Raw genomic sequence first — 26,151 nt, 5'->3', positions numbered from 1 at the left:
ACACCATGGTTGAACGCCGCCCCTGGCTCGACATCCTGGCCCACCTGATCCTGCTGTGCGGCGTGGCGCTGGTGGCCTTCCCGCTGTATGTGACCTTCGTCGCCTCGACCCAGACGGCCCAGGAAGTCGCCGCCGCGCCCATGTCGCTGCTGCCCGGTCCGCACTTCGCCGAGAACTACGCGCGCGCCCTGGCCGGCGCCGGCGTGGGACGCATGCTGTACGTCAGCCTGATCATGGCGCTGGTCATCTCGCTCGGCAAGATCGCCATCTCACTGCTGTCGGCCTTCGCCGTCGTGTACTTCCGCTTCCCCGGCCGCATGTTCTTCTTCTGGATGATATTCGTCACCCTGATGCTTCCCGTCGAAGTGCGCATCGCGCCCACCTACAAGGTCGTGGCCGACCTGGGGCTGCTCAACAGCTACGCCGGCCTGACCCTGCCGTTGATCGCCTCGGCCACCGCCACGTTCCTGTTCCGGCAGTTCTTCCTGACCGTGCCCGACGAACTGGTCGAGGCGGCCCGCATCGACGGCGCCGGCCCGCTGCGCTTCTTCCGCGACGTGCTGCTGCCGCTGTCGCGCACCAGCATCGCCGCGCTGTTCGTGATCCAGTTCATCTACGGCTGGAACCAGTATCTCTGGCCGCTGCTGATCACCACCCAGGAAAACATGTATCCCGTAGTGATCGGCATCAAGCGCATGATCAGCGGCGGCGACAGCGTCACCGAATGGAACATCACCATGGCCACCGCCATGCTGGCCATGATCCCGCCCGCGCTGGTGGTCATCCTGATGCAGAAATGGTTCGTCAAGGGCCTGGTCGACACCGAGAAATAGCCCGCCGCCCCGCCCTCACCCGTCTACACGAAGAACATTCCATGGCTACCCTGAGCTTCCGCAACGTCAAGAAAACCTATGCCGGCAACGTCGCCGTGATCCACGGCATCGACGTCGAGGTGCAGGACGGCGAGTTCATCGTCATCGTCGGCCCCTCGGGCTGCGGCAAGTCCACGCTGATGCGCATGGTGGCCGGCCTGGAAACCGTCACCAGCGGCGAAATCCTGATCGACGGCAAGGTGGTCAACGACCTGGAGCCGGCCGAGCGCGACATCGCCATGGTGTTCCAGAACTACGCGCTCTACCCTCACATGAGCGTGTTCCAGAACATGGCCTATGGGCTGAAAATCCGCAAGCTGTCCAAGGACGAAATCCGCAAGCGGGTCGAGTCGGCCGCGCGCACCCTGGAACTGGACCAGCTGCTGGACCGCCGCCCGCGCCAGCTGTCCGGCGGGCAACGCCAGCGGGTCGCCATGGGGCGCGCCATCGTGCGCGAGCCCAAGGTGTTCCTGTTCGACGAACCGCTGTCGAACCTGGACGCCAAGCTGCGCGTGGCCATGCGGCTGGAAATCATGAAGCTGCACCGCCGCCTGCGCACCACCAGCCTTTACGTCACCCACGACCAGGTCGAGGCCATGACGCTGGCCCACCGCATGATCGTCATGTACCAGGGCGTGCCCGAGCAGATCGGCACGCCGACCGAGGTCTTCGAAAAGCCGGCGTCCACTTTCGTGGCGGGCTTCATCGGCTCCCTGCCCATGAACCTGGTCCCCGTCAACGCGGCCGGCGACGGCACGCTGCAAACCCTGGACGGCGTCGCGCTGGATATCTCGCCGCTGCAGGTGCCCGCTGCGGTGCGCGGCCGCGCCGTCATCATGGGCATGCGGCCCGAGCATATGCTGCTCAACGCCCAGGGCCTGCCGGCCGAAGTCGAAATGGTCGAAACGCTGGGATCGGAGCAACTGGTGCACTGCCGCTGCGGGCAAAATTCCGTCGTGGTGCGCTGCGCCACGCGCCAATTGGCCGAGACGCCCGCCAGGGCTGGCGACCAGGTCAGCGTGGGCCCGGACGGACGCCACGCGCTGCACTGGTTCGAGACCGATACCGGGCGCCGGGTGCAGGGCACCTGACAGCGCCCGCGCTACGACGCCAGCGACATCGGCACCGGCGATACGCGCGGCAAGGGAGCCGTCACGCGCCAGGTGGCGCGCCGCCGCAGCGCGGCCAGGATCTTCAGCCCCTGCGGCCACTCCCCGAAGCCCGCTTCGGCATTGATATGCCCGCCGCCCGGCACGACCTCGAAGCGGCTGCCCCAGTCGGCGGCGAACTGGCGCGCCCGCTCCAGCTGGCAATAGGGGTCGTTGTCGCTGGCCACCACCACGGACTGGAACGGCAAGGAATGGCGCGGCACCGGGCCGAAGCCGCGCAGGCACGCCGGCGCCCCGGCCCGCTCGACGTCCGCCGGCGCGACCAGCAAGGCCCCCGCCACCTTGGCCCGCAGCGGCACCGGCAGGCCGACCGCCGCCAGGCAGCCCAGGCTGTGCGCGATCAGCAGCACCGGGCAGGCGGCCGCATCCACGTAGGTGGCCACGGTGGCATTCCAGACCGCCGGATCCGGGGTATGCCAGTCAGGCTGGCGCACGCGCTGGGCGTGAGGCAGGCACTGCGCCCACAACGTCTGCCAATGGCCGGACCCGGAGTCTTTCCAGCCCGGAACGATGATCGGTTGGAATCTCATGGCGTCAATAATGCCCTGCTGCCTTATGAAGGCAAACGAACAAATCGTCTTTTGCATATACGCGGATGCGCATAAAGCGACCATCGCCCAATCGCCGCGGATTGTCTACCCCGCCGACGCAAATCAAGCTGGCTTTCAGGTATGCTTGCCACCACAAGCCTCGCGGCGCCCAGCGGGCGCCAGGCTTATATAACGACGCAAAGGAGATTCCCCATGAAACAAGCATTCCGCCTCACGCCGGTCCTGGCCGCGCTGGGCCTGGCGGCGGGCCTGGCCTGCGCGGCCGGCGCACAGGCGCAAAGCATCAAGATCGCCGTGGTCGGCCCCACCACCGGCCCTGTTACCCAATATGGCGCCATGGTGCGCGAAGGGGTCGACACCGCGGTCGAGCGCATCAACGCCGCGGGCGGCATCGACGGCAAGAAGCTGGAAACCGTGGTGATCGACGACGGCTGCGAACCCAAGCAGGGCCCGGTCGCCGCCAACCGGGTCGTCAACGACGAAATCGGCTTCGTCGTCGGCCACGTCTGCTCCGGCGCCACCATTGCCGCCGCCGACGTCTACAACAATGAAGGCGTGGTCATGGTGACCCCTTCGGCCACCTCGCCCGCCCTGACCGACGGCAAGAACTACGAGTTCATCTTCCGCACCATCGGCCGCGACGACCAGCAAGGCCCGGCCGCCGCCAAGTTCGTCCTGGAAAAAATCAAGCCCAAGACGGTCGCCGTCCTGCACGACAAGCAGTCCTATGGCCAGGGCATCGCCACGGCGGTCAGGGACAACCTCGAGAAAGGCGGCGTCAAAGTCGTGATGTTCGAGGGCATCAATGCCGGCGACAGCGACTATTCCGCCGTCATCACCAAACTCAAGTCGAATAACGTCGATTTCGTCTACTACGGCGGCTACCATCCCGAAATGGGCCTGCTGCTGCGCCAGGCCCACGAACAAGGCGTGAATGCCAAGTTCATGGGGCCGGAAGGCGTCGGCAACCCCGACATCAACGCCATCGCCGGCGACGCCGTCGAAGGCATGCTGCTGACCCTGCCCGCCGATTTCACCCAGAATCCCGCCAACGCCGAAATCGTCAAGGCTTTCGAAGCCAAGAAGCGCAATGCCGGCGGCGCGTTCCAGCTGACGGCCTACGCGGCCACCCAGGTCATCGCCGAAGGCATCAAGGGCGCGGGCAGCACCGACCCCACCAAGGTCGCCGAGTATCTGCACGCCAATTCGTTCGACACCCCCATCGGCAAGACGTCCTGGAACAAGCAAGGGGACCTGAACGATTTCGAATTCCAGGTATTCACCTGGCACAAGGACGGCAGCAAGACGGCCTTTAAATAAACTCCGGCTTCCGCCATCTTATTAATGCCGGCCAACAGGCCGGCATTCGAGGCCCATCCGGGCCTCTTTTTATGGAGAACAATTGTTGCGATGCAACAGCAAGGCCGGGATAATCGAAACGCGGGATTTCCCGCCACGCTGTTTTCCCTGTTTTTTGTTCATTTGGTTACATGATTTGCAATAAGCAGCTAGTCAATAAAGGCGGCGCGGCGTATAGAAATCGTATAAATCGGGGAAATCCGGGAAAATTTGCGCAGTTGGCTGCAATTCCTTGGGCATTCCGCAGCGTTTTGTATCTGTATTTTGCCAAGCATCGCCACCTGTCTTCCATTCGCACTATAAACAGTAAAATCTGACTCTCGAATTCTTCGGACAACCTGACCATAATGGCCGAGTCGCTTTCCTTTGGCGCGGGCAACGCAGCAAATGCCGGCGTCCCGGAAAAATCCTGCTCCCTACCGTTCAAGGAATCTTTGCATCTCCTATCCGCCAAGCCGCCCCGAAGCGGCCGCTCTTCTGGTCATTGCCTGTAGACCCAGCCCGCCCCGCGCCATGGCGCCCGGCCCCTGAGTCGTCTGTCCCTAACAAAAGAAAATCAAGAAGCTCTCGAGAGCTGTTGTTCGAAGGAAGAAATACATGGCAAAGCGCGTTGCCGTCGTGGGGCTGTCGTTCCGGTTCCCGCAAACCAATACCGATCGGTACTGGGCCGACCTGCTGGCCGGGCGCGACCTGGTCACCGAAGTCGACCCCGATCGCTGGCAACAGGACGCTTACCTGCATCCCGCCAAGGACCACCCCGGCACCGCCTACACTTTCGCCGCCGGCTCGATCGGCGACGTGTCGGGCTTTGATGCGCACTTTTTCGGCATTTCCCCGCGCGAGGCCGCGTTGATGGACCCCCAGCAGCGCCTGTTGCTGGAGTTGTGCTGGGAAGCCATCGAACACGCCGGAATCAAGCCATCCAGCCTGCGGGGCAGCGATTGCGGGGTTTATATCGGCATTGCGAGCGCGGATTATTCCTACCGCCTGTCCGACGATACCGGTGCGATCGACGCTTCGATGGCCACCGGCAACACGTCGAGCATCGCCGCCAACCGCCTGTCCTACCTGTTCGACCTGCATGGACCCAGCATGGCGGTGGATACCGCCTGCTCCTCGTCCCTGGTGGCGTTCCACCAGGCGTGCCGTGCCATCGTCACCGGTGAAACCAGCCTGGCGATCGCCGGCGGCGTCAGCCTGCACCTGCATCCCTACGGTTTCATTACCTTCTCGAAAGCATCGATGCTTTCGCCCGAAGGACGCTGCAAGGTCTTCGACGCATCGGGCGACGGCTATGTACGTTCCGAAGGCGGGGGCCTGTTCCTGCTCAAGGACTACGACCAGGCCGTGGCCGACGGCAACCATATCCTGGCGGTAATCCCGGGAAGTGCCGTCAATACCGACGGCCGCAAGTCCGGCCTGACCGTGCCCAATGCCGACGCGCAGATCGCGCTGATGCAGCAAGTCTATGAAAAGGCCGGCATCCCCGTCACTGAAATCGATTATCTGGAAGCGCACGGCACCGGCACCGCGGTCGGCGATCCGGTCGAAACGCGCGCCATCGGGGCCGCGCTGGGACAGCCGCGGGGGCCCGGCAACCCGCTGCCGATCGGCTCGGTCAAGAGCAACCTGGGACACCTGGAAGCGGCGTCCGGCGTCGCAGGCCTGGTCAAGGCCATCTACAGCCTGCAACATCGCACCGTACCGGCCACCATCGGCGTCCGGAATCCCAATCCGGCAATCGACTTCGATGGCTGGAACATCGAGATTGCTACACAGAACTACCCACTGCGCCGCGAAGGGCCGTTGACCATCGGGGTGAACTCGTTCGGGTTCGGCGGCGCCAATGCGCACGTCATTCTGCAAAGCCCCCCCCCGAGCCGGATGCCGATCCGGCGGACAAGCTGGCCAACACGGCCGCCGTGCCGGTCATCGTCTCCGGCAAGACCACCGAGGCCCTGCGGGCCAGCGCCCGCCACCTGGCCGGCGTGCTGCAGGGGCAACCGGCGCGCGCCTTGTACGACATCGCCTATCACTCCGTCATGCGGCGCGAATGGCACGCCGAACGCGCCGTCGTGTACGGCACTGACAGCGAAAGCATCGCGCAGGCCCTCAGCCAGTTCGCCGACGACAACGCGCCCCGCTACAGCGTGGCCACCGGCAGCGCCGTCGCCAATGCCCAGGGGCCGGTGTTCGTGTATTCGGGCAACGGCTCGCAATGGGCCGGCATGGGCCGGCAACTGCTGGCCGAGCCGGTCTTCGCCGAAGCCGTGCACGAAATCGACAACCTCTTTGCGCCGCTGGCCGGCTACCGGCTTGCCGACGAACTGGCACGCGCCGAAAGCGCCAACCAGTACGAGCGTACGGAAATCGCCCAGCCCGCCTTGTTCGCCATCCAGGTGGGCATCACGCGCATGCTGGCGCAACGCGGCATCCTGCCCAGCGCGGTGGTCGGCCACAGTGTGGGCGAAGTGGCTGCGGCCTGGGCTTGCGGCGCGCTTTCGATGGCCGACGCCGTGCAGGTCATTTTCCATCGCAGCCGCTTGCAAGGCACCACGAAAGGCCAGGGCTGCATGGCGGCAGTCGGCATCGACGGCGGCACCGCCCAGGCGTTGCTGGCCGAACTGCAGCTCACCGGCGCGGTGTGCGTCGCCGGCTTCAACAGCGGGCGCGGCGCGACACTGGCGGGCGACCCGGCCGCCATGGCGACGGTCGAGGGAGTCCTGGCCGAACGCCGCGTTTTCTATAAACGCCTGGATCTCGACTACGCCTTCCACAGTGCCGCCATGGACGCCATCCGGCCAGGATTGCGGCAGGCGCTGGAGAATCTGCACCCCCAGTCCGGGCACGTGCCGTTCTATTCCACCATCGCCGGCGAGCGGCTGGACGGCCGGCAGCTGGACGCCGACTATTGGTGGCGCAACGTCCGCGAACCCGTGCGCTTCCAGCAAGCCGTGGACGCCCTGGTGGCGCGCGGCGACAACGTGTTCATCGAAGTCGGTCCGCACCCCGTGCTGCGCTCGTACGTCAACGACAGCCTCGCAGCTGCAGATCGCAAGGGCCGGGTACTCATCACCGCGAGCCGCGGCAACGACGAACCCGCAAAAATCCGCGAAACCGCCGGCCAGGCCTTGCTGAGCGGCGCCCAGGTCGACTGGCAGGACCTTTTCCCGTGGGCAGGCCGCCACGTCGCCCTGCCCGCCTATCCCTGGCAGCGCGAACGGCATTGGCACCCTGTCACGCCCGAATCCCTGGGCCAATTGCAGCGCGCCAAGGTGCATCCCCTGCTGGGCTACCCGTTGCGGCAACACGAAGGCCTGTGGGAAAACCAGCTCGATACGGCGCTGTGCCCCTGGCTGGCCGACCACGTCGTCGGGGATGCAGTCGTCTTTCCCGGCACGGGGTTCGCCGAAATGGCCCTGGCCGCGGCGCTGCAATGGCAGCCTGGCCCATACGCCGAAATCGAAGAGCTGGAGATACGCGCGCCCCTGCTGCTGGCGGCCTCTCCCTCGAAACGCATCCGGTGCAGCCTGGATATCGCCGACGGCGGCTTGCGCATCCAGGGCAAGGACCTGGGCAGCACCGAGCCATGGGCCCTGCATGCGGTCGGCCGGGTGTTGCGCGAGCCCGGCCAGGCCTTGTTGAACGACGCTGCGCTCCAGCTGCCCGAGCGGGCCCATGACTTCACCGGCGAAACCCATGCATTGTTGACGCGCGCCGTCGGGCTGGACTATGGCGCGGCCTTCCGCGCCGTCAAGCACGGCTGGAACGAAGACCGCGACAGCGTGCTGGCCGTCCTGGAGCCATCGGCGGACGTCCAGGCCCAGCTTGAGCAAAGCCATCTGCACCCGGCCCTGCTCGACTGCACCTTCCAGTTGATCATCCAGTTGCTGCGCGACGACCCGGCCATGGGCCGCGGGGTGGCCTTCGTGCCCGCCAAGATTGGCCGGTTGGCGCTACGCACCGACCGAGGCGCCCCGCGCCTGGTGCGCGCCCGGCTGCTGCGGCGCGGCCCGCATTCGCTGACGGCCGAGTTCGCGCTGTTCAACGCCGAGGGCGAGCAGATCGCCGCGGTGCGCGAAGCGCGCTTTCGCAGCATACGCCTGTCCAAGGCCAACGCCGGCACGCTGGACTTCCTCGACGACCCGGGCGTGCCCTGCCCGCACGCTCACGACGCGCAAAGTCGCGCGAGCATCCTGGATGCGGTCGCGGCCGCCGATGCCCTGGCGGCGGCAGCCGCAGGCGCCGCGCAGGACGGCACGCATGCGCGCTACGCCCATGAAATCGAGCCATTGCTCGACAGCCTGTGCGACCGTTTCCTGGTACAGGCGCTACGCGAACTCGGCGGCAGTGGCCATATCTACGACGACGCGATCGAGCGCTGCCGCCAGGCCGCGCCTGACTCGGCCGCCCTGCTGAACCACTTGCTGGCTCGCGCCACCGATGCCGGCCTGCTGGAACGCACCCCCTCCGGCTGGGCCGTGCGCGACCAGGACGACGGCGCGCCCGGCGTGGTCGATATCTGGAACAGCCTGGTGCGCGAATATCCCGACTACGCGCATATCGTCCATGCCGTGGGCCGTATCGGCCTGCACCTGCCGGCTCTGCTGCAGGGACATGCCAAGCTGGCCGACATCTGCCCGCAAGACGCCTCGCCCGCGGCCCTGGTCCGGCAGATCTTCGGCGCCGAGGCGCGCCAACGGCTGGGCAGCGCCTTGCAGGTCCTGCTGGCACGCACCCAGGCATCCCTGCCCGCCGGCGCGCGCCTGGGCGTGCTGGAAATCAGCGCCCACGCGCCCGCTTTCGCGGTCGACTGCCATGCGGTGCTCGACACCGACCTGTCCGACTATCGCTACGCCTCGACCTCGGCCGGCGCCCTCGAGCAGGCTCAGCGTCTGCTGGATGCCTACCCGCAAACCGCGTACGACTTGATCGGATCCGACAACGAGGAGTCCGATCGGCGGCTCCACGACCTGGTCATCCTGCATGCCGACAACGCCAATGCCGACGACGCCCAGCGCAGCCTGCAATACGCCCAGACGCATCTGAAAGCCGGCGGCACGCTGTTGCTGGCGGCCATGCATCCCATGGCTTGGCTCGACTTCATTGCGGGCGCCGACGCCAGTTGGTGGACCGCCGGCACCGACGACCACGGCAAAGCCTCGTGCCAGTATCCCGCCCGCTATTGGCAGGACGCGATCACGCAACAGCCCGGCTGGACCTGCGGCCCGCTGCTGGAATTCGCTCCCGGCACGCTGACCGGCCCTTATCTGCTGGCGGCGGCCGCCGGCGACTTGGCGGCCCCCGCCGACCGACTCGCCGCCGCCCCGGCCGCGCAGGCGGCCCCGGCACCGACGGGCTGGCTGCTGCTGACCGGCGCGGCAGATGCCGACGCCGGCCTGGCCGCGGCCCTGTCGGCGCGCCTCGCCGCCGCCGGCCACCGCACGGTCATCCAGCGCAATGCCGATCCCGCCAAGTTCGACGCCGTACTCTCGCAGGCCAAGTCGCAACTGGCGCGCCTGGACGGCATTGTCCACCTCGACGGACTGGCATCCCCGGCGGACACCCCCGATGATGTGCTGCACAACCAGGTGCGCCGCTGCGCCCTGGCAGCCGCCGCATTCCAGGCCCTGGAGCGCAGCGGCAGCGCCGCCACGCTGTGGTTGCTGACCTGCGGCGCGGCGCAGCACCTGGCAGGCGCCGGCGCGGCAGCGGCCAGCGCAGACGATGCCGTATTGTGGGGCTACGGTCGCACCATGATGAACGAGGCCGGGCAATTCGGCGTGCGCCTGCTCGACCTGCCCGCCGGCGCTCCGGTCGCCGACGCCGTCCTTGACGCGCTGGAGCGCGAGCTGCGCTGGCCCGACGCCGAACAAGAAGCCGCGCTCACCGCGCAGGGCCGGCGCTATGTGCCGCGCCTGCGCACCGTACCTCGCCCCGCCGGGCTGGCGGAGCCGGCCGGCGCGGACACCGCCGTGCGGCTGGGCTTCGAATTCCCCGGCCAGCTGCGCAACCTGCGCTGGGAAGCCGCGCCGGAAGCGACGCCCGCCGACGACGAGCTGGAAATCCAGGTGCATGCCACCGGGCTGAACTTCCGTGACGTGATGTATGCCCTCGGCTTGCTGTCGGACGAAGCCATCGAGAATGGCTTTGCCGGCCCGACGCTGGGCCTGGAATTCGCCGGCACGGTGGTGCGCGTCGGCTCCCAGGCCGATGGCGACTACCGCCCGGGCGATGCCGTGGTGGGCTTTGGCCCGGCCAGTTTCGCCAACCGGGTATTGACCAAATCGAGCGCCATCGCGCGCATTCCGCCGGGCATCTCGTTCGAGGCGGCCGCCACCATTCCCAGCACCTTCTTCACCGTCTACTACGCGCTGCACCACCTGGCCCAGCTCGAAGAAGGCGAAAAAGTGCTGATCCACGGCGCCGCCGGCGGCGTGGGCATCGCCGCCATCCAGTTCGCGCAATGGCGCGGCGCGGAAATCTACGCGACCGCCGGTTCGGAGGAAAAGCGCGACTTCCTGCGCCTGTTGGGCGTGCAGCATATCTACGACTCGCGCTCGCTCGCCTACGCCGACGAGATCCTGGCCGACACCGGCGGGCGGGGCGTGGACGTGGTGCTCAACTCGCTGGCCGGCGAAGCCATCAACCGCAACCTGCGCGTGCTGAAACCCTTTGGCCGTTTCCTCGAACTGGGCAAGCGCGATTTCTACGAGAACACGCGCATCGGCTTGCGCCCATTCCGCAACAACATCAGCTATTTCGGCATCGACGCCGACCAGCTGATGCACGAGCGCCCCGCCCTGACGCGCCGCCTGTTCGGCGAGATGATGGAGCTCTTCGCCGAGGGTGTGCTGCATCCGCTGCCCTACCAGGAATTCGATGCCAACGACATCGTCGACGCGTTCCGCTACATGCAACAGGCGCGCCAGATCGGCAAGATCGTCATCACCTACCGCAATGGCATTCGCCAGGCACATGTGGCCTCGCCGCCCCAGGGCGAACCCGCCGGGCTCTCCCTGCCGGCCCAGGCGACATACCTGGTCACCGGCGGCCTGAGCGGCTTCGGCCTGCGCACCGCCCAGTGGCTGGCCGACAAGGGCGCCCGCCACCTGGCGCTGATCAGCCGCAGCGGCCCTGTCTCCGACACCGCCCAGCAGGCCATCGCCGCCCTCCAGGCTCGCGGCGTGGCCGTCCACGCCGCCGCTTGCGACGTGACCGACGCGCCGGCAGTGGCCGCGCTGCTGCAGGACCTGAGCCAGGCCATGCCGCCAGTCAAGGGAATCGTGCATGCCGCCATGGTGATCGACGACGGCCTGGTGCGCGGCGCCACGGCCGAGCAGATCCAGCGCGTGCTGGCGCCCAAGATATTGGGCGCCTTGCACCTGGATGCCGCCACGCGCAGCCTGCCGCTGGACTTCTTCGTGATCTTCTCGTCGGCCACCACCCTGTTCGGCAACCCCGGACAGGCCAACTACGTGGCGGCCAACAACTGGCTGGAGAGCCTGGCGCGCCAGCGCCGCTCGCTGGGCCTGCCGGCCACCTGCGTGCGCTGGGGCGCCATCGACGACGTCGGCTACCTGGCCCGCAACAAGAAAGTCAAGGATGCCCTGCAAAGCCGCATGGGCGGCGCGGCACTGGCCTCCGACATCGCGCTGCGGGCGCTGGAAGACATGCTGCTGGCCAACGCCAGCGGCCTGGGCGTGCTGGAACTCGACTGGCGCGCCTTGCGACGCTTCCTGCCGAGCGCCGCCACGCCCAAGTTCAGCATGCTCGCCCACCATGCGGGCGAAAGCGGCGAAGACGAAGGCGACGCGCGGGACATCGCCCACCTGCTGGCCACCCTGGACGACGAGGCGCTGCATCCATTGTTCGTCGACATGCTCAAGAGCGAGGTCGGCGAGATCCTGCGCGTGCCGGCCGACAAGATCAACCCCGACGTGTCGGTCTATGACATGGGCCTCGATTCCCTGATGGGCGTGGAACTCGTCGTGGCCCTGGAAAACCGCTTCGGCATTCGCCTGCCGGTCATGGCGCTCAACGAAAGCCCGACGCTGGTCAAACTGGCGGGCAGGCTGATCCAGCTACTGCGCAACGACGGCGAAACGCCCGCGCAGGACACGCTGCTGGCGCAGGTCGAGCATGTCGTCTCGCAGCATACCGATGAAGTGCCCAGCGAACTCATGGCGAAATTTGCCAGCGAACTCGAGGCCGGCGCGCCGAAACAGCGGATGATCCATTGAGCACCGTGAGCCAAGCAAAGAAAGGACTGCCTGGCCTGTCCGCCAGCATCAAGGACAAACTGATTCAGCAGGCGCTCGAACGCAAGCTGCGGCAAGCGGGCCAGGAACAGGAGACGCGCTCCATGTCCGGGCCTGCCGCCCAGCGCAGCGCGATCCCCGAGGAGTACTACCGCTTCGAGCTGCATCCCGGCTACCGGCAGCTGCGCATCCTGAACGAAGGAGCGGCGCGCATGGGCGTGCGCAGCCCCTTCTTCAAGCTGCACGAAGCCACCGCCAGCGCAGCCACGCGCATCGGCGGCAAGCCCTACATCAACTACGCCAGCTACAACTACCTGGGCATGTCGGGCGACCCGGTAGTCGCCCAGGCCGCCAAGGACGCGATCGACCGCTACGGCACCTCGGTCTCGGCCAGCCGGCTGGTGTCGGGCGAGCGCCCCATCCATCGCGAGCTGGAACGCGCCCTGGCCGAGGTATACGAAGTCGAGGACGCCGTCACCTTCGTCAGCGGCCATGCCACCAATGTATCCACTATCGGATACTTGTTCGGCCCGCGCGACCTGGTCCTGCACGACGAACTCATCCACAACAGCGTCCTGCAGGGCATCCAGCTCTCCGGCGCGCGCCGCCTGCCCTTCGCCCATAACGACTGGGCCGCCCTGGACGCCATCCTGCAGGACCAGCGGCACCAGTTCGAGCGGGTCCTCATCGTGCTCGAAGGCATCTACAGCATGGACGGGGACTTCCCCGACCTGCCGCGCTTCGTCGAGATCAAGCGCCGCCACAAGGCCTTCCTGATGGTCGACGAGGCCCATTCGCTGGGAGTCATGGGCAAGCGCGGCTATGGCATCCGCGAGCACTTCGGACTGGCCGGCAAGGACGTCGACATCTGGATGGGCACGCTCAGCAAGACGCTGGCCGGCTGCGGCGGATACATCGCCGGCGAGGCCGCACTGGTCGAACACCTGAAATTCCTGGCGCCAGGATTCCTCTACAGCGTCGGCATGCCTCCCAGCGTGGCGGCCGCCTCGCTGGCCGCGCTGCGGCGCATGCAGGAGTTGCCCGAACGGGTCGCCACGCTGCAGGCGCGCGGCCGGTACTTCCTGGAATTGACGCAGGCCGCCGGCATCGACACCGGCGGCAGCGCCGGCTTCGCGGTCGTTCCCGCCATCACCGCCAGTTCGCTGAGGGCCGCGCGCCTGTCGGCCGCCTTGTTCGAGCGCGGCATCAACGTGCAACCCATCCTGTACCCGGCCGTACCGGAAAAATCGGCCCGCTTGCGCTTCTTCGTATCGTGCCAGCATACGGAGGAAGACCTGCGCAACACCGTCGCCGCGCTGCGCGCCGCGCTGTAGCCAGACATGGCTCGCCGCCAGCGCAACGTTCCCCGCGTCAAGCCGCCCGCGGCTGTGGCGGCCGACGCGCCCGCCCTGCTCCCGGACTGGCGCGACGCCGGGAGCCTGCGGCGCTGGCGCAAATACTGGCTGGAAGAGCCGCTGGCGGGCGCGGGCGAGTTTGGCGCCTACTACCTGTTCCGCAGCCTGCCTGTCGGCATGTGCTCCTCCTTTGGGGCGTTGCGCGGGCGCTACCTCGGCCAGGCCAGGAAAAACGCCGAAGCCCAGGCGCGCCAGGCACTGGCTCTGGTAGCGCCGAACCTGGCCGGCGCCGAAATCGACCAGTTGCTGCAGCGCCTGCACCGCAATGCCGGCCGTGCCCTGCTGGAAACCCTGGTCATGGACCGCATCTGGGACGGCGGCCGGGTCACCGCCCTGCCCGCCGAGCGCCTGCGGCAACTGCAAACCGAGCCGACGTCGCGCATTTTCGTATCCGTGCACACCGGCAACCTGGGCGACTTGCTCGGCATGTGCCTGATGCGCATCATCCGTTCTCCCGGCATGACCATCAGCCGCCGCCTGCCGAACCGCTTCCGCCAACGCCTCAGCGAAAAACTGCGCGGCAAACACGGCGCCGCCGTGTTGGAACCCGGCCTCAAGGCGGCCCGCCAACTGGTCGAGCACTTGCGCAAACCGGGCGGTTCAGTACTGATACACCTCGATGAAGCCCGCGGCCGCCAAGTGTATTTCCCCACTTTCGGCCGCGAACTGCCCTACGGCAGCAACCTCAGCCTGGCCATACGCCTGTCGGCCGCCACCGGCGCGCCGCTGGTGCCCGTCTACCTGCGCCGCAGCAAAGGCGCCCGCTTCGAGCTGCACATCCTCGAGGACCGGCCCATCCCGTCCGCTGGCGACGACGCCGGGCAGCTTCGCCTCGCGCGGGAGCTGGACGACCTGTTCAGCGGCATTATCCGGACCCAGCTCGACGATTGGCAGCAACTTTATTTCCTGCGTCCCGAGGCCGGCTCGCCTGCGCCGCTTCCCCCCTAGCCCTTTATTTTTATTGACCAAATTATTCTGTAATTTTTATGCACGGACGATCTACAATTCCTACAGGCTAGCTTCAAAACCGCGTCCATATGTAAACAACGTTAACAACTATGGCCAATTTTGCAGGCAACAAAACAATTACTTGCAACATGCCAATCTGCGCCACATCGCAGTCATATGGCAGGGCTAGTTTATTGATAGGCTCTCATTTTTGAGCAGCTATCGATGTACATGCATGCACCTAGCCCCTACTCAGAGGTGAAACCATCACTCCGGTTCTGCTGCGCCTGCCCGCTCAATAACAATCGAGCAGGCGCGGTTTGAAGACAGAGGTGCAGCAAGACACTCCAGGTTCGCCATTCCGCTCTCTTCCGTGGCCCGTCGCCGACGACATGTTCGGCCTCTTCTGTATTTTGTTGGAGAAGTTCCCAGTAATATGAAAATCCTGACAGTCTTCGGGACCCGACCAGAGGCCATCAAAATGGCTCCCGTCGTCGCAGCGCTGAATGCCCACGGCGACTTCGAGGCGCGCGTCTGCGTTACCGGCCAGCACCGCCACATGCTGGATCAGGTACTGCAATTGTTTGCCATCACGCCCCAGTACGACCTGGACATCATGCGTCCGGGGCAGGATCTATACACAGCATCACGGCGCGTGTACTGGAAGGCATGCGCGGCGTACTCGACGATTTCAAGCCGGACTACGTGCTGGTCCATGGCGACACCACGACCACGCTGGCCGCCTCGCTGGCCGCCTTCTACGCCCGCGTGCCGATCGGCCATGTCGAGGCAGGGCTGCGTACACACAATATCTACTCGCCGTGGCCCGAAGAGGCCAACCGGCAGCTCACCGGCAACCTGGCCAGCCTGCATTTCGCGCCCACCGAACAGTCGCGCCAGAACCTGCTGCGCGAAAGCAAACCCGAAAGCGCCATCCTGGTAACCGGAAATACCGTCATCGACGCGCTGCTTACGGTCAAGGCCAAAGTGGACGCCAATGCCGAACTGCAGCGCGATCTCGCAGAGCGATATATCCGTACCTGACTGGCGATAATCGCATCGTCCTGATCACCGGCCATCGGCGCGAGAATTTCGGCAACGGCTTCGAAAATATCTGCCGCGCCATCCAGCAGCTGTCCCAGCGCTATCCGGATATGCATTTCGTTTATCCGGTGCACCTGAATCCGAATGTCCGCGAGCCGGTCAACCGCCTGCTCAAGGGCCTGGAGAACGTGCACCTGATCGAACCGCTGGAGTACGAGCCGTTCGTGTATTTCATGGGCAAGAGCTTCATCATCCTGACCGATTCCGGCGGCATCCAGGAAGAAGCCCCCTCGCTGGGCAAGCCAGTGCTGGTCATGCGCGACAACACCGAGCGCCCCGAAGCCGTGGCGGCCGGCACGGTGCGCATGGTCGGCACGGACACCGAACGCATCGTCCAGGCCGTTTCCGACCTGACCGACAACGACATCTCGTACCAGAAAATGGCCTATGCCCATAACCCCTACGGTGACGGCCAGGCCTCGCAGCGCATTGTCCAGGCGCTCTTGAAACACTTCCAATCCTCGCAGACCCAGAAATGAGCTCGAACATGACTTCTCCCACCTTCTCGGTTATCGGCCTGGGCTACATCGGCCTGCCGACCGCGGCCATGCTGGCCTCCCGCCAGGTCAAGGTCATCGGCGTAGACATCAACCAGCACGCCGTCGACACCATCAACCGGGGTGCCATCCACATCGTCGAACCCGGCCTGGAAAAAATCGTCCAGTCGGTAGTCAAAGAGGGCTTTCTGCGAGCCACCACCAAGCCCGAAGCCGCCGACGCCTTCCTGATCGCCGTCCCCACCCCGTTCAAGGGCGACTACGAGCCCGACCTGTCATATATCCAGGCCGCCATCGAAGCCATCGCCCCGGTGCTCAAAGCGGGCAACATCGTCATCCTGGAATCGACCTCGCCGGTCGGCACTACGGAGCAGATGGTCCAATGGCTGTCCGAACTGCGCCCCGACCTGAAGTTGCCGCTGCAAGGCAGCACCGACAGCGACATCTACGTCGCCTACTGCCCCGAGCGCGTGCTGCCCGGCCAGGTCGTCCGCGAGCTGGTCGAAAATGACCGCATCGTCGGCGGCATCAACGCCATCTCGGCCGAGAAGGCCAAGGAGGTCTACCGCACCTTCGTCAAGGGCGAACTGCTCGAGACCAATGCGCGCACCGCCGAAATGTCGAAGCTGACGGAAAATGCGTTCCGCGACGTCAATATCGCGTTCGCCAACGAACTTTCCCTCATCTGCGACAAGCTGCAGATCAACGTCTGGGAACTGATCCAGCTGGCCAACCATCATCCGCGCGTCAACATCCTGCAGCCGGGCGCCGGCGTCGGTGGACACTGCATCGCCGTGGATCCGTGGTTCATCGTCAACAAGACCCCCGAACAGGCCCGCCTGACCCGTATCGCCCGCGAGGTCAACGACAGCAAGCCGCACTGGGTCGCGGCGCAGATCAAGGCCGCAATCAGCCAAGTCGAGGCCCGTGGAACCGCGCCGGAAAAAATCAAGGTCGCGCTGCTTGGCCTGGCTTTCAAGCCGAACATCGATGACCTGCGCGAGAGCCCTGCCCTGCACATCGCACAGGACATCAGCGAGCAGGTGCCGTGCGACGTGCTCTATGTCGAACCCTACATCGAGAAGCTGCCGGCGACGCTCAAGCGTGGCCGCCTGGCCACGCTCGATGAAGCCCTGGCCGATGCTGACGTAATCGCCGTACTTGTCAAGCATGGCCAGTTCACCGAGATCACCTGGCCCGAGCGCGAGGGCCTGCATGTCGTCGACGTAGTAGGCTTGCCCACGGCCTGACGCACCACTCGACACCGGCGGCGGCGCCTCGCCGCCGCCACTGGAAGCCTGTGGGCACTGGCACCGGCATGGTCCCGGTGCAAGTGCCCTTTTTTGGATTTGGAATACGACGATAGCTATGTCAGCCATACTTACGATGCAGCAACAAGGATGGGAAGCGTACGCCGGCAAACTGGGCACGGACCTCATGCAGAAGGCCCAGGACCGGTTGGCGTGGCTCTGCGAGCAGGTCCAGGGCGACCACATACTTGAAGCAGATTGCGGCCAGGCAGCCGCGCTCATCCTGCTGGCTCGTGATGGCAAGACCGTCGTAGGCTTGTGCAGCGACCCTGTCGTCTATAAACAGGCGCGCGCTTTCATCGGCCAGGAACCCGCGCAGGTGCAGCGCGCGGTGACGCTTCATGAAGGCAACCTGGATGAAGTGCCCTCTCTCATCGACCGCAGCTTCGACACCATCATCCTGACCGAGAGCATTGCCCAGGCGAGCAAGCCGCGCGAGTTGATCGAACTCGCCTACCGCAAGCTGAAGCCCGAAGGCAGGCTGATCACCCTGTGGCCGTTGGGCGTACAAGACACCATCCGCGCCCGCCATACATTTTTCGTGCGTGAGCCGGCACGCCACCTGGGACGTCATTTCGATACCCAGGAAACCCGTGTCTTCGGCGACGCCATCGCGTTTGTCAGCAAAGCGCGCAAGAAGGTGCTGGCACGCACCCCCGCCACGACTACATGGCCGGACGCCCTGGTCAAAGACCTGGAAGCTGCACTTAAAGACGCCGAACAAGCCGCCGTGGACAAGCTCCACGCCGCGCATGAGCAGCTCCTGGCCATGCAGGCCCAGTACGACGACGCCACGGAGCGGCTGGCGGCGTTGGACAGCCTGCAAGCCGAACATGAATCGCAAGCAACCACCCTGCGCGCACAGCTCGAAGCCGTTCAACACGCCCAGAAAGATGCGGAAGCTGCGGCCCAGCAAGAGATCGCCGAGCTGAAGGCTGAACTCCAGGCTCGCCAATCCGCCGCCGACCAGGCGGCCCAGGCAGTTGCCCAGGTGCAGGCGCAATCCCGCATTCTCGAGTTGGAGCAAGTCCAGCAGATCGCAGTGCTGCGCCACGAAAAACTCGAACGCGACCTGCGTATCCAGGAGCTCGAGCGCCGCGCGGCGGATGCCCAGCGAGATGCGCGCGACGCCGAAAACGCTCGAGATGCCGCGAAGCAGAGCCTGCTGGCTGGCGAAGTGGCGGCCAAAGTTCAACGGGAACAATTCGAGTCACGCATTAGGGACCTGGAAGCCCGGGCACGGGAACTGGAAGCCCAGGCGGCCGAGGCCTTGCGGGATGCGCAAACGGCGCGCGAAGAGGCCGCACAGCAACTTCACGCCAGCGAGACGGCTACCCACACCCAAAGGACCCAGTTCGAGCAGCGCATTCAAGAACTGCGAGTATCCCTGGACTCAAGGCTCGCGGAGTACGCCGCTCTGCGCGCTCAATACGAACAAGATCAGCAACAAGCGGCGCAACGGCTCGCATCGCTGGAAGCAGACAAAGTCCAATCTGAAAAGCAGCTGGCTATGCTGCAAACAGAAATGGCGGCCCTGCGAACGGAAGTAACAGGGCTGCGCACAGCCCGAGAACAACTGGCTGGCCAGCATCGCCAGGCGGAACTGTCACTCAAGACACTCAACGCGCAACTACTACAAGTTCGCACCCAGAACGAGCAAACCCAAACCCGGGCAGCGGCACAGGCCAAAGAGCTGCAGGACAAGCTCGCCCGTGCGCAGATGGAACTGACCACTGTGTCCACACAGTTAAAGGACGCACAACTCAAATACCGGGACGCGCTCGGTCAATATCGAGATGCCCAGGGCCGGGAGAAAGAGGCTGAAGGAAAGATCCGCCATTTGGAGCGTCGCGTACGCAACCTGCAGCATGAAAAAGAACAGGCGCTGCATCAAGTAGAGCAAACCCGCAACACCCAGTCGTTCCAGCTTGGGTACGCGCTATTACATGGTTTCAAGTCCTGGTCTGCTTTCTCCAGGCTCCCCTCTGATCTGATGCGCATCCGCCGCGAAGCAAAGGCACGTCGCGAACGCAAACAGCGCAAGCTATCAGCTCAAGGACAGGCCACTACTACCGCAGCGCCAAGCAGGCCTGTCATACGCCCCCCCCAGTCGCCGACCATGCTGGTCAGCCAACCCGCCGTCACGATTGGGGAACAGGCCGCCAAAACCCGCATCGCGGCAATCATGGATGAATTCACGTTCCATTCCTATGCGCCAGAATGCGACTTGCTACAACTGCGTCCGGAAAGCTGGCAGCAAGAAATCGAAGCATTCAAGCCTGACCTTGTTTTCATCGAATCGGCCTGGAAGGGTGTGGAAGATCTTTGGGCGCGCAAGGTCAGCAACTGCACCGAGGAAGTTCGGGCATTGCTGCAATGGGCAAAGGCCAATCAAGTTCCCAGCATGTTCTGGAATAAAGAGGACCCGGTCCACTTCAGCACGTTCATCGAATTGGCTTCGCTAGTGGACCACGTGTTCACTACCGATATTGACTGCATTCCAAAATACAAGAAGATCCTTGGACACAATCGGGTTTATCTTCTGCCCTTTGCTGCCCAACCTGCGACGCATAATCCCATAGAGATCTACGACCGAAAGGACGCCTTCAACTTCGCCGGCTCGTATTACCTACGCTACCCGGAACGCCAACGTGATTTCGCTGCGTTGATCGACACCGTGCAGCAATTCCGTCCCGTCGAGATCTACGACCGCAACTACGAGAAACCGCATCCGCACTATCAGTTTCCGGAAAAGTACAGCCGATATATCCTGGGTACCCTGAAGTTCGATGAAATCGATCGCGCCTATAAGGGCTATCGATATGGCATCAATATGAACACCATCAAGCAGTCGCAAACAATGTTTGCACGCCGGGTGTTCGAACTACTGGCGTCTAATACAGTCGTCGTCAGCAACTTCTCGCGTGGCATGCGCCTGCTGTTCGGTGACCTAGTGATCTCTTCAGATAGCGCGGATCAGATCGACAACAGAGTACGCGAGCTATGTGGCGACGAACTTATGTATCGGAAGTTTCGCCTCGCAGGTCTCCGCAAGGTCATGGCCGAGCATACGTACAGGCACCGACTGGCCTATATCAGGGCGAAACTCTCGAACACTAGCTACATCAGCCAGATTCCCGGAATTGGGTTTGTCGCAACAGCAAACAATCAAGCGGAGCTGCGTACGCTGGCAGACGGCTTGCGCCGCCAGAAGCATCCAGGCTGCCGCTTATTCGTGCTGACTACCCTGTCTATGACAGAAATTGACCGGACAGATACTCGAATCAGTCACCACGATTCGGCCGAATCGCTGATTGCGGCGATTCGCACCAATGCCAGCCAGTTGGAATTGCTGGGGCTGATGCACCCACAAGATTATTATGGCGAACACTACGCCGACGATCTGGCTTGGGCAGCTACCTATTGTTCCGCCGCCGATGCATATGGCAAAGCAGCCCAATATCGATACGAGGCGGGTCAGAGCTCGTTGCGCAATGACGGCCAACAATATAAGTTCATGAAAGAGCTTCCGCTGCGCGCCGCTGCCGTACGCATTACCACGGTGAATGACCACCAACTCACAGCGTGGCTTACGAACGCCGACGGCGCGACGACAGAACAGCGCAATACGTTGGCTATCGACGAATTCAATTATCTCGCCAGCGGCGCCGACGCGCCGGACGAGTCTATTGCTCTAGTCAGGGACCTCAAGTTCGCGCTAGGCGGGGTGTCATTGGTGCGCGATCTCGCTCCGCTGGCGGAATCGATGGTTCCTGCTGAAACACTGAATGGCGATTCGGACGATGACCTGCCTTCCATATCAGCCGCCGAGCTGGCAGAAGCAATTGTGCCGCCAGCATCCAAGCTGATCACCCTCAAGATGAATGGCAACGCCCTTCGAATCACGTCGCGCTTGCCGCCCGAAAAGCACGCCTATATGTATGTGCGCACTGCGTATCGGCGAGAAGATATCAACATGGTCCTCAATAGCCAGTTTCAACTGGTCTGCGATGATCCTGGTGACGTCAGGACCGTCTTCGAATTTCAGGACAAGGACGGCAAGAAGATCTCGCACTCCATGATGGGGGCCAGTGGTACTCATGCCTTGGCCATCCCGAACGAATGCGTCTACATCCGCTTTGGCCTTCGGGTTCTGGGAGCGGCGGACATTAAAATCCACAAACTGGTGCTCGGTACACATGGCGAGAAGCCGGCCGTCATCGCCGGACGCTCGCCTATCCTGGTGCTTACCAAGCAGTATCCTGCCTATGATGATCTATATCGCTATGGCTTCCTGCATACGAGAGTCCGAGCCTATGTCCGGGAAGGCCATCCAGTTGAGATCTTTCGCATCACCAGTCAACCCAGCCAACCCTATCGCGAGTTCGAGAATATAGATGTTGCGTCAGGCGATGCCACGCTGCTGCGCAACACTCTCAAATCTGGCCGTTACAAACATGTTCTGGTCCACATATTGGATACGAATATGTGGAATGTGCTCAAAGAATTTCTCGACACGATCAAGGTGACGGTATGGGCTCACGGTTCCGAAATTCAACTATGGCCTCGACGTGCATATGAATTTGTGGATATGACACCGGAGCAAGTGGCCCGCAAGAAAAAGTTGAGCGACAACCGGAAGTCATTCTGGCGCACAGTACTTAGTCATCCCAGCAAGAATCTGTCAATCGTGTTTGTCTCGAATTGGCTCAAAAATACTACTGAGCAAGATATCGGCGTATCACTTGCACACGACAAATTCCAGGTAATTCCAAATTTTGTCGACAACACAATATTCACCTACTCTCAAAAAACAGCGGCCGATCGTACAAAAATACTATCAATCCGCCCATACTCCGGCCGCACTTACGCAAATGACCTAACAGTTAACGCCATTCTTGCGTTGTCGAAAAAACCATTTTTCGAGAATTTACATTTCGAACTTTGCGGGGATGGCGAATTGTATGACGATACAACGAGGCCTCTTGCTAGTTTCAGCAATGTCACGCTTACCAAGAAATTTCTAACTCACCGGGAAATTTCGAAAAAACACAAGGGATACGGCATTCTTCTTTGCCCTACTCGTATGGACACTCAAGGGGTTTCGCGAGACGAAGCTATGGCAAGCGGATTGGTGCCGATCACGTCAGACGTGGCTGCCGTTAGCGAATTCTTTTCCGAAAAGGAAGGCTATATGTGCCCAGCGGAAGACGCTGCATCCCTCGCGAATGCGATCGAGCACGCGTTCAATCATCCAACCGAATTTCTAGAAAAATCACTCGCTGCCAGCAAACGGATAAGCAATCACTTGAATTTTGCACGCACAATTCAGCGTGAACTGGAATTATTCATTACCGCATCAAACTAAATTCCCCGTTGTTATATAAAATCCCGCCACCATAGCTATGATCAATGAAAAACTGGCTGTCGTTCGTCATCAAGCATTCGATAATGTCACCCTTCACCTTCCTATCGAGTGGCGAATGGATCCGTTCCAGTCGAAATCATGGCAACATCACTTCATGAGTCTTCGTTGGATCAACCCGGAAATACTGGGAGAGAACCTACTCACCGTACTTCGTAGTTTCTATAATTTCCACTGCGTGAAGGAAATAAACAACCCGTATTATAATAATTTACGTGGCGATCATACTGCGACTATACGTTTACAGCAATTAATTACGTTCAGGCGATACTACGAATCAAAGGATGATGTGCCAGGTGTCGGATTGTGCAATCGACTCATTATCAGGGATATTGCCAACTTACAAAGTCCGACGATGTATCGTGCTGGCCACAACCATGGATTAATGGCAGATATCGCTCTACTAGACTTATATGAGGCAGATCATCGCTATAGGCCCAAAATCAATAAGGAAAAGATTTTGGAGCGAGGCATCAATACACTCAAGCAAATGTTCGACCCTACCGGCATTACACGCGAACATTCGGTTTCTTATCAAGAACATAACTATCCGTTAGCGCGAGATTTTCTCAAGCACTATACCTCGCTAAAGGGAAATAGTGCTTACGCACCCGCGCTGACTTCCAACACACGGCAGTTGCTGGCCTTTGCATTGCGCGATTGCGGAGAATATTTTCCACTTGGAGATTCGTTCAGACAGCCCAACAATTCCATTCTCTCAGCATGCACTGAAATTAAAGAATCAGATAAGGTGCGAGAGCAAATAGGAAAAGAGGGAAATCGCCTCTATTGTGCTGGCGGAATGTTTTTCTACAAACGCAAATCTACCGCCAATACAAATTTACATTTTGCGGCCACGTGTGCGTGGAATTCGCACAATCATAAGCAGGATGACGAATTGTCATTCTGCTTGGAAATTAATGGAAAGATGCTATTCGACGACGTTGGATATACTGTCTACAGAAATAATCTCGATACGAAGCTACGCGACGCGGATGCGCACAATACGGTCACAATAATGGGCGAATCGTTTTGTGACCGAACCGAATACGCGCAAGGCAGTGCTTTGGTGGAATGGGAAGAAACTGCTTCAGGATTCCACCTGCTAGCTAAGCACGAACGGATAAAAGGCTACGAAATTAAGCGACAATTTCGCCTATCCAATAATACATTGGACGTTGAGGATACGATCCAAAGTAGCTCAGAAAAACAGTTTACCAGCATCCATACTTTTATCTTGAATCCGAAGATAGAGCCTAAAGTGACGAGCAACTTCGCGGATCTTATCTGTGAAGGCCGTCTTATTGCTCGAATCTCGGCGCCTGCACACCAGGGAAAATGGGATACCGCCGAACAGATCTACGTAGGCACCAACCGCTTCGAGTATATACATACGCGCAAATTGCGGTTCCTTCAAAGCGGCGATAAAACTGTTCCTTTCAAAATTGAATTCTAATTATAGGCATCACGTGCGCCGGCAACCATATAATATGCGCTTGGACTTTATTGAAAAAAGGCTCTCTCTTTTAAAGAAGAATACAGATTTTGCGGCACGTGGGCGGGAGATCGTCACCGAAAAAAAAATTCAACTGGGCCCATTTCCGTCTGTCCCATATCGCTTGGATTGGGATCAAAATCCAGTACATAATCGCTCATGGCAGTGGCGATGGGGCACCCTTTCGGCTCTGGGTTATTTGATTGCATATCATGCTCAATCTGGTGACAGAAAGGCCCTTGAGATTGGCGCTCAACTGGTCAACCACTGGTGCGCCAAATTCCTGACGACTGAGCCTGGTGGCACCGATCTGAATGAATTTGTTTGGCATGATCACGGCACAGCATTGCGAGCTGAGCACGTGCTGTGGTTCTACGCGCACTCGGTCGCCATCGGCTCAGAAGAATCGTTCGCCCAGAATTGCCCACAAGCTGTTGAGCTGCTGGAAAAGCATGGCTCGATTTTGATGAGAAATGATTTTTATTCTCAACACACTAACCATGGGTTGGAGCAGGCACGTGTGCTGTTGCTATTGGGTACGGTGGGCGCAGCCGCTTGGAAGGATGCAAATCAATGGCGCGCAATAGCGTTAGACCGGCTGCGCTCTGAGCTACATTTTGCCTATACAGAGGATGGGGTCCACGTAGAAAATAGTCCCGCTTATCACATCTTCGTATTTAAAGTATTTATCTCCATTGTTCAGGAATTCGATCAGCATGATCTCGGCACCCTGGCCACAGAGTTCATGTCGAAGGCGAAATTGATTATGAATTATATTATTCATATACTTCGCCCTGACGGATTTACGCCCATAATCGGCGATTCTGAGCTTTTACGCCCTACGGATTCATTTCGAGAAATATTGGGGCATACCAAGGAGTATCGAGAATTTCTCTACGTCTTCACGAAAGGGAAGTCAGGGGTACGTCCAACATCTACTTACCAAGTCTTCCCGACATCCGGATATGCCATACATCGGGATAAATGGGCTGGCCCAGCCGATTTTACGCAGGTCACACATACGATCTTCAAAGCGGGTCCTTTGAGCCAATATCATAGGCAGCAAGATGAAGGTCATCTTATCATCTATGCATATGGGGAAGATTGGCTGATAGATTCCGGTATGTACAACTACAACAAATCCGATCCTATTCGCCGCTATGTCCGATCACGCGATGCACATAACGTGGCGATCGTAGATGGAGCACGGTATAAGCCTTGGGAGGAAATTAAAAATGGCTGGTGGCTCGTTGATGAGCGTCCTCATACGGGTGAGCAAGCTCTCACTTTTTCCTTCTCCGGGTTTGAAGATCTAGTAATGAATAGGCATATTGCCTTCGAGCATGCTTTCATTAGAGTGAGGGACATCATTCGCAGTACTGATGGCCAAGCACGCGGCGTCAAGTTGCTTTGGCATGTAGATGCACATAAGAATATTGAGACTGTCGGTACCCAGGTTCGGGTCACCTCGAAGCTTTCAAATCGTTGCATGCTGATGGATTTTAAGAGTGATGCTCCGCTTAACATCAGCGTAAAATGCGGGGTCGCCGGCTCTAAGGTATATTCTGTTGTTTCTACTCTAGCCAATAAGTATGTTGCCTCTCAAGTAATCGAAATCGGTCTCCCTGCACAAACTGAAAACGATATAACTTCCATTATTAGTTTTGAAGGCACGTAGAAAACGAGAATTCTCAGCCAATTGCCACAAGGCGCTTTTTTCCGAGTTTGCGATCGCCCCACGTTTC

General features: G+C 61.4%; 12 protein-coding genes and 2 pseudogenes. 12 read left to right on the top strand and 2 right to left on the bottom strand.

Annotated features, from left to right (window positions below; all coding sequences use genetic code 11):
* Window positions 1-5: 5 nt before the first annotated feature.
* Both ugpE and CAL24_RS10880 read left to right on the top strand, forming a co-directional pair.
* A complete protein-coding gene (gene ugpE, locus CAL24_RS10885; RefSeq protein ID WP_094806704.1) occupies window positions 6-833 on the top strand; it encodes a sn-glycerol-3-phosphate ABC transporter permease UgpE in 828 nt (275 codons plus the stop codon).
* Window positions 834-874: 41 nt separating this feature from the next.
* Complete coding sequence (locus CAL24_RS10880) at window positions 875-1,963, top strand: sn-glycerol-3-phosphate import ATP-binding protein UgpC (RefSeq protein WP_094806703.1); 1,089 nt, start codon at window positions 875-877, stop codon at window positions 1,961-1,963.
* 11 nt (window positions 1,964-1,974) lie between these two features.
* On the opposite strand, the gene CAL24_RS10875 is transcribed toward CAL24_RS10880, so the two are convergent.
* Window positions 1,975-2,571: an RBBP9/YdeN family alpha/beta hydrolase gene (locus CAL24_RS10875; protein ID WP_094806702.1), complete on the bottom strand. Its 597-nt coding sequence runs from the start codon at window positions 2,569-2,571 to the stop codon at window positions 1,975-1,977.
* 213 nt (window positions 2,572-2,784) lie between these two features.
* Here CAL24_RS10875 and CAL24_RS10870 point away from each other — a divergent pair, with 213 nt between their 5' ends.
* The 5 genes and pseudogenes from CAL24_RS10870 to CAL24_RS10855 all read left to right on the top strand — a co-directional run bounded on the left by CAL24_RS10870 (window position 2,785) and on the right by CAL24_RS10855 (window position 14,575).
* Window positions 2,785-3,912, top strand: a complete 1,128-nt coding sequence (locus CAL24_RS10870; protein ID WP_028356197.1) for a branched-chain amino acid ABC transporter substrate-binding protein — start codon at window positions 2,785-2,787, stop codon at window positions 3,910-3,912.
* Between the two features lie 636 nt (window positions 3,913-4,548).
* A pseudogene (locus tag CAL24_RS24320) lies at window positions 4,549-5,781 on the top strand (type I polyketide synthase); the annotation flags it as partial.
* A 92-nt stretch (window positions 5,782-5,873) separates the two neighbouring features.
* Complete coding sequence (locus CAL24_RS10865; RefSeq protein ID WP_249278526.1) at window positions 5,874-12,194, top strand: SDR family NAD(P)-dependent oxidoreductase; 6,321 nt, start codon at window positions 5,874-5,876, stop codon at window positions 12,192-12,194.
* Between the two features lie 5 nt (window positions 12,195-12,199).
* Window positions 12,200-13,546, top strand: coding sequence for an aminotransferase class I/II-fold pyridoxal phosphate-dependent enzyme (locus CAL24_RS10860; protein WP_038854052.1), 1,347 nt, complete (start codon window positions 12,200-12,202; stop codon window positions 13,544-13,546).
* Between the two features lie 6 nt (window positions 13,547-13,552).
* Complete coding sequence (locus tag CAL24_RS10855) at window positions 13,553-14,575, top strand: lysophospholipid acyltransferase family protein (protein ID WP_094806701.1); 1,023 nt, start codon at window positions 13,553-13,555, stop codon at window positions 14,573-14,575.
* A gap of 295 nt (window positions 14,576-14,870) precedes the next feature.
* On the opposite strand, the gene CAL24_RS24315 is transcribed toward CAL24_RS10855, so the two are convergent.
* The gene (locus tag CAL24_RS24315) at window positions 14,871-15,155 is read right to left on the bottom strand and encodes a hypothetical protein (protein ID WP_249278564.1); all 285 of its coding nucleotides are present in this window, start codon (window positions 15,153-15,155) and stop codon (window positions 14,871-14,873) included.
* Here CAL24_RS24315 and wecB point away from each other — a divergent pair.
* From wecB to CAL24_RS10830, 5 genes and pseudogenes are all read left to right on the top strand, one after another.
* A pseudogene (wecB, locus tag CAL24_RS10850) lies at window positions 15,057-16,158 on the top strand (non-hydrolyzing UDP-N-acetylglucosamine 2-epimerase). The gene CAL24_RS24315 and the pseudogene wecB overlap by 99 nt on opposite strands.
* An 8-nt stretch (window positions 16,159-16,166) precedes the next feature.
* Window positions 16,167-17,426, top strand: coding sequence for a UDP-N-acetyl-D-mannosamine dehydrogenase (gene wecC, locus CAL24_RS10845; RefSeq protein ID WP_038854054.1), 1,260 nt, complete (start codon window positions 16,167-16,169; stop codon window positions 17,424-17,426).
* Between the two features lie 136 nt (window positions 17,427-17,562).
* Window positions 17,563-22,854 (top strand): glycosyltransferase family protein, encoded by a 5,292-nt coding sequence (locus CAL24_RS10840; RefSeq protein WP_170947070.1) that lies wholly within the window; start codon window positions 17,563-17,565, stop codon window positions 22,852-22,854.
* Window positions 22,855-22,891: 37 nt separating this feature from the next.
* Entirely contained in the window at window positions 22,892-24,367 is a 1,476-nt protein-coding gene (locus CAL24_RS10835; RefSeq protein WP_094806699.1) for a heparinase II/III domain-containing protein, read from the top strand.
* A 34-nt stretch (window positions 24,368-24,401) separates the two neighbouring features.
* Window positions 24,402-26,084, top strand: a complete 1,683-nt coding sequence (locus CAL24_RS10830) for a heparinase II/III domain-containing protein (RefSeq protein ID WP_094806698.1) — start codon at window positions 24,402-24,404, stop codon at window positions 26,082-26,084.
* Window positions 26,085-26,151 lie beyond the last annotated feature (67 nt).

Source organism: Bordetella genomosp. 2 (assembly GCF_002261345.1).
Classification (GTDB): domain Bacteria; phylum Pseudomonadota; class Gammaproteobacteria; order Burkholderiales; family Burkholderiaceae_B; genus Bordetella_A.
Note: the sequence above shows the minus strand (reverse complement) of the source record. Positions and strands in the feature narration are given on the sequence as shown.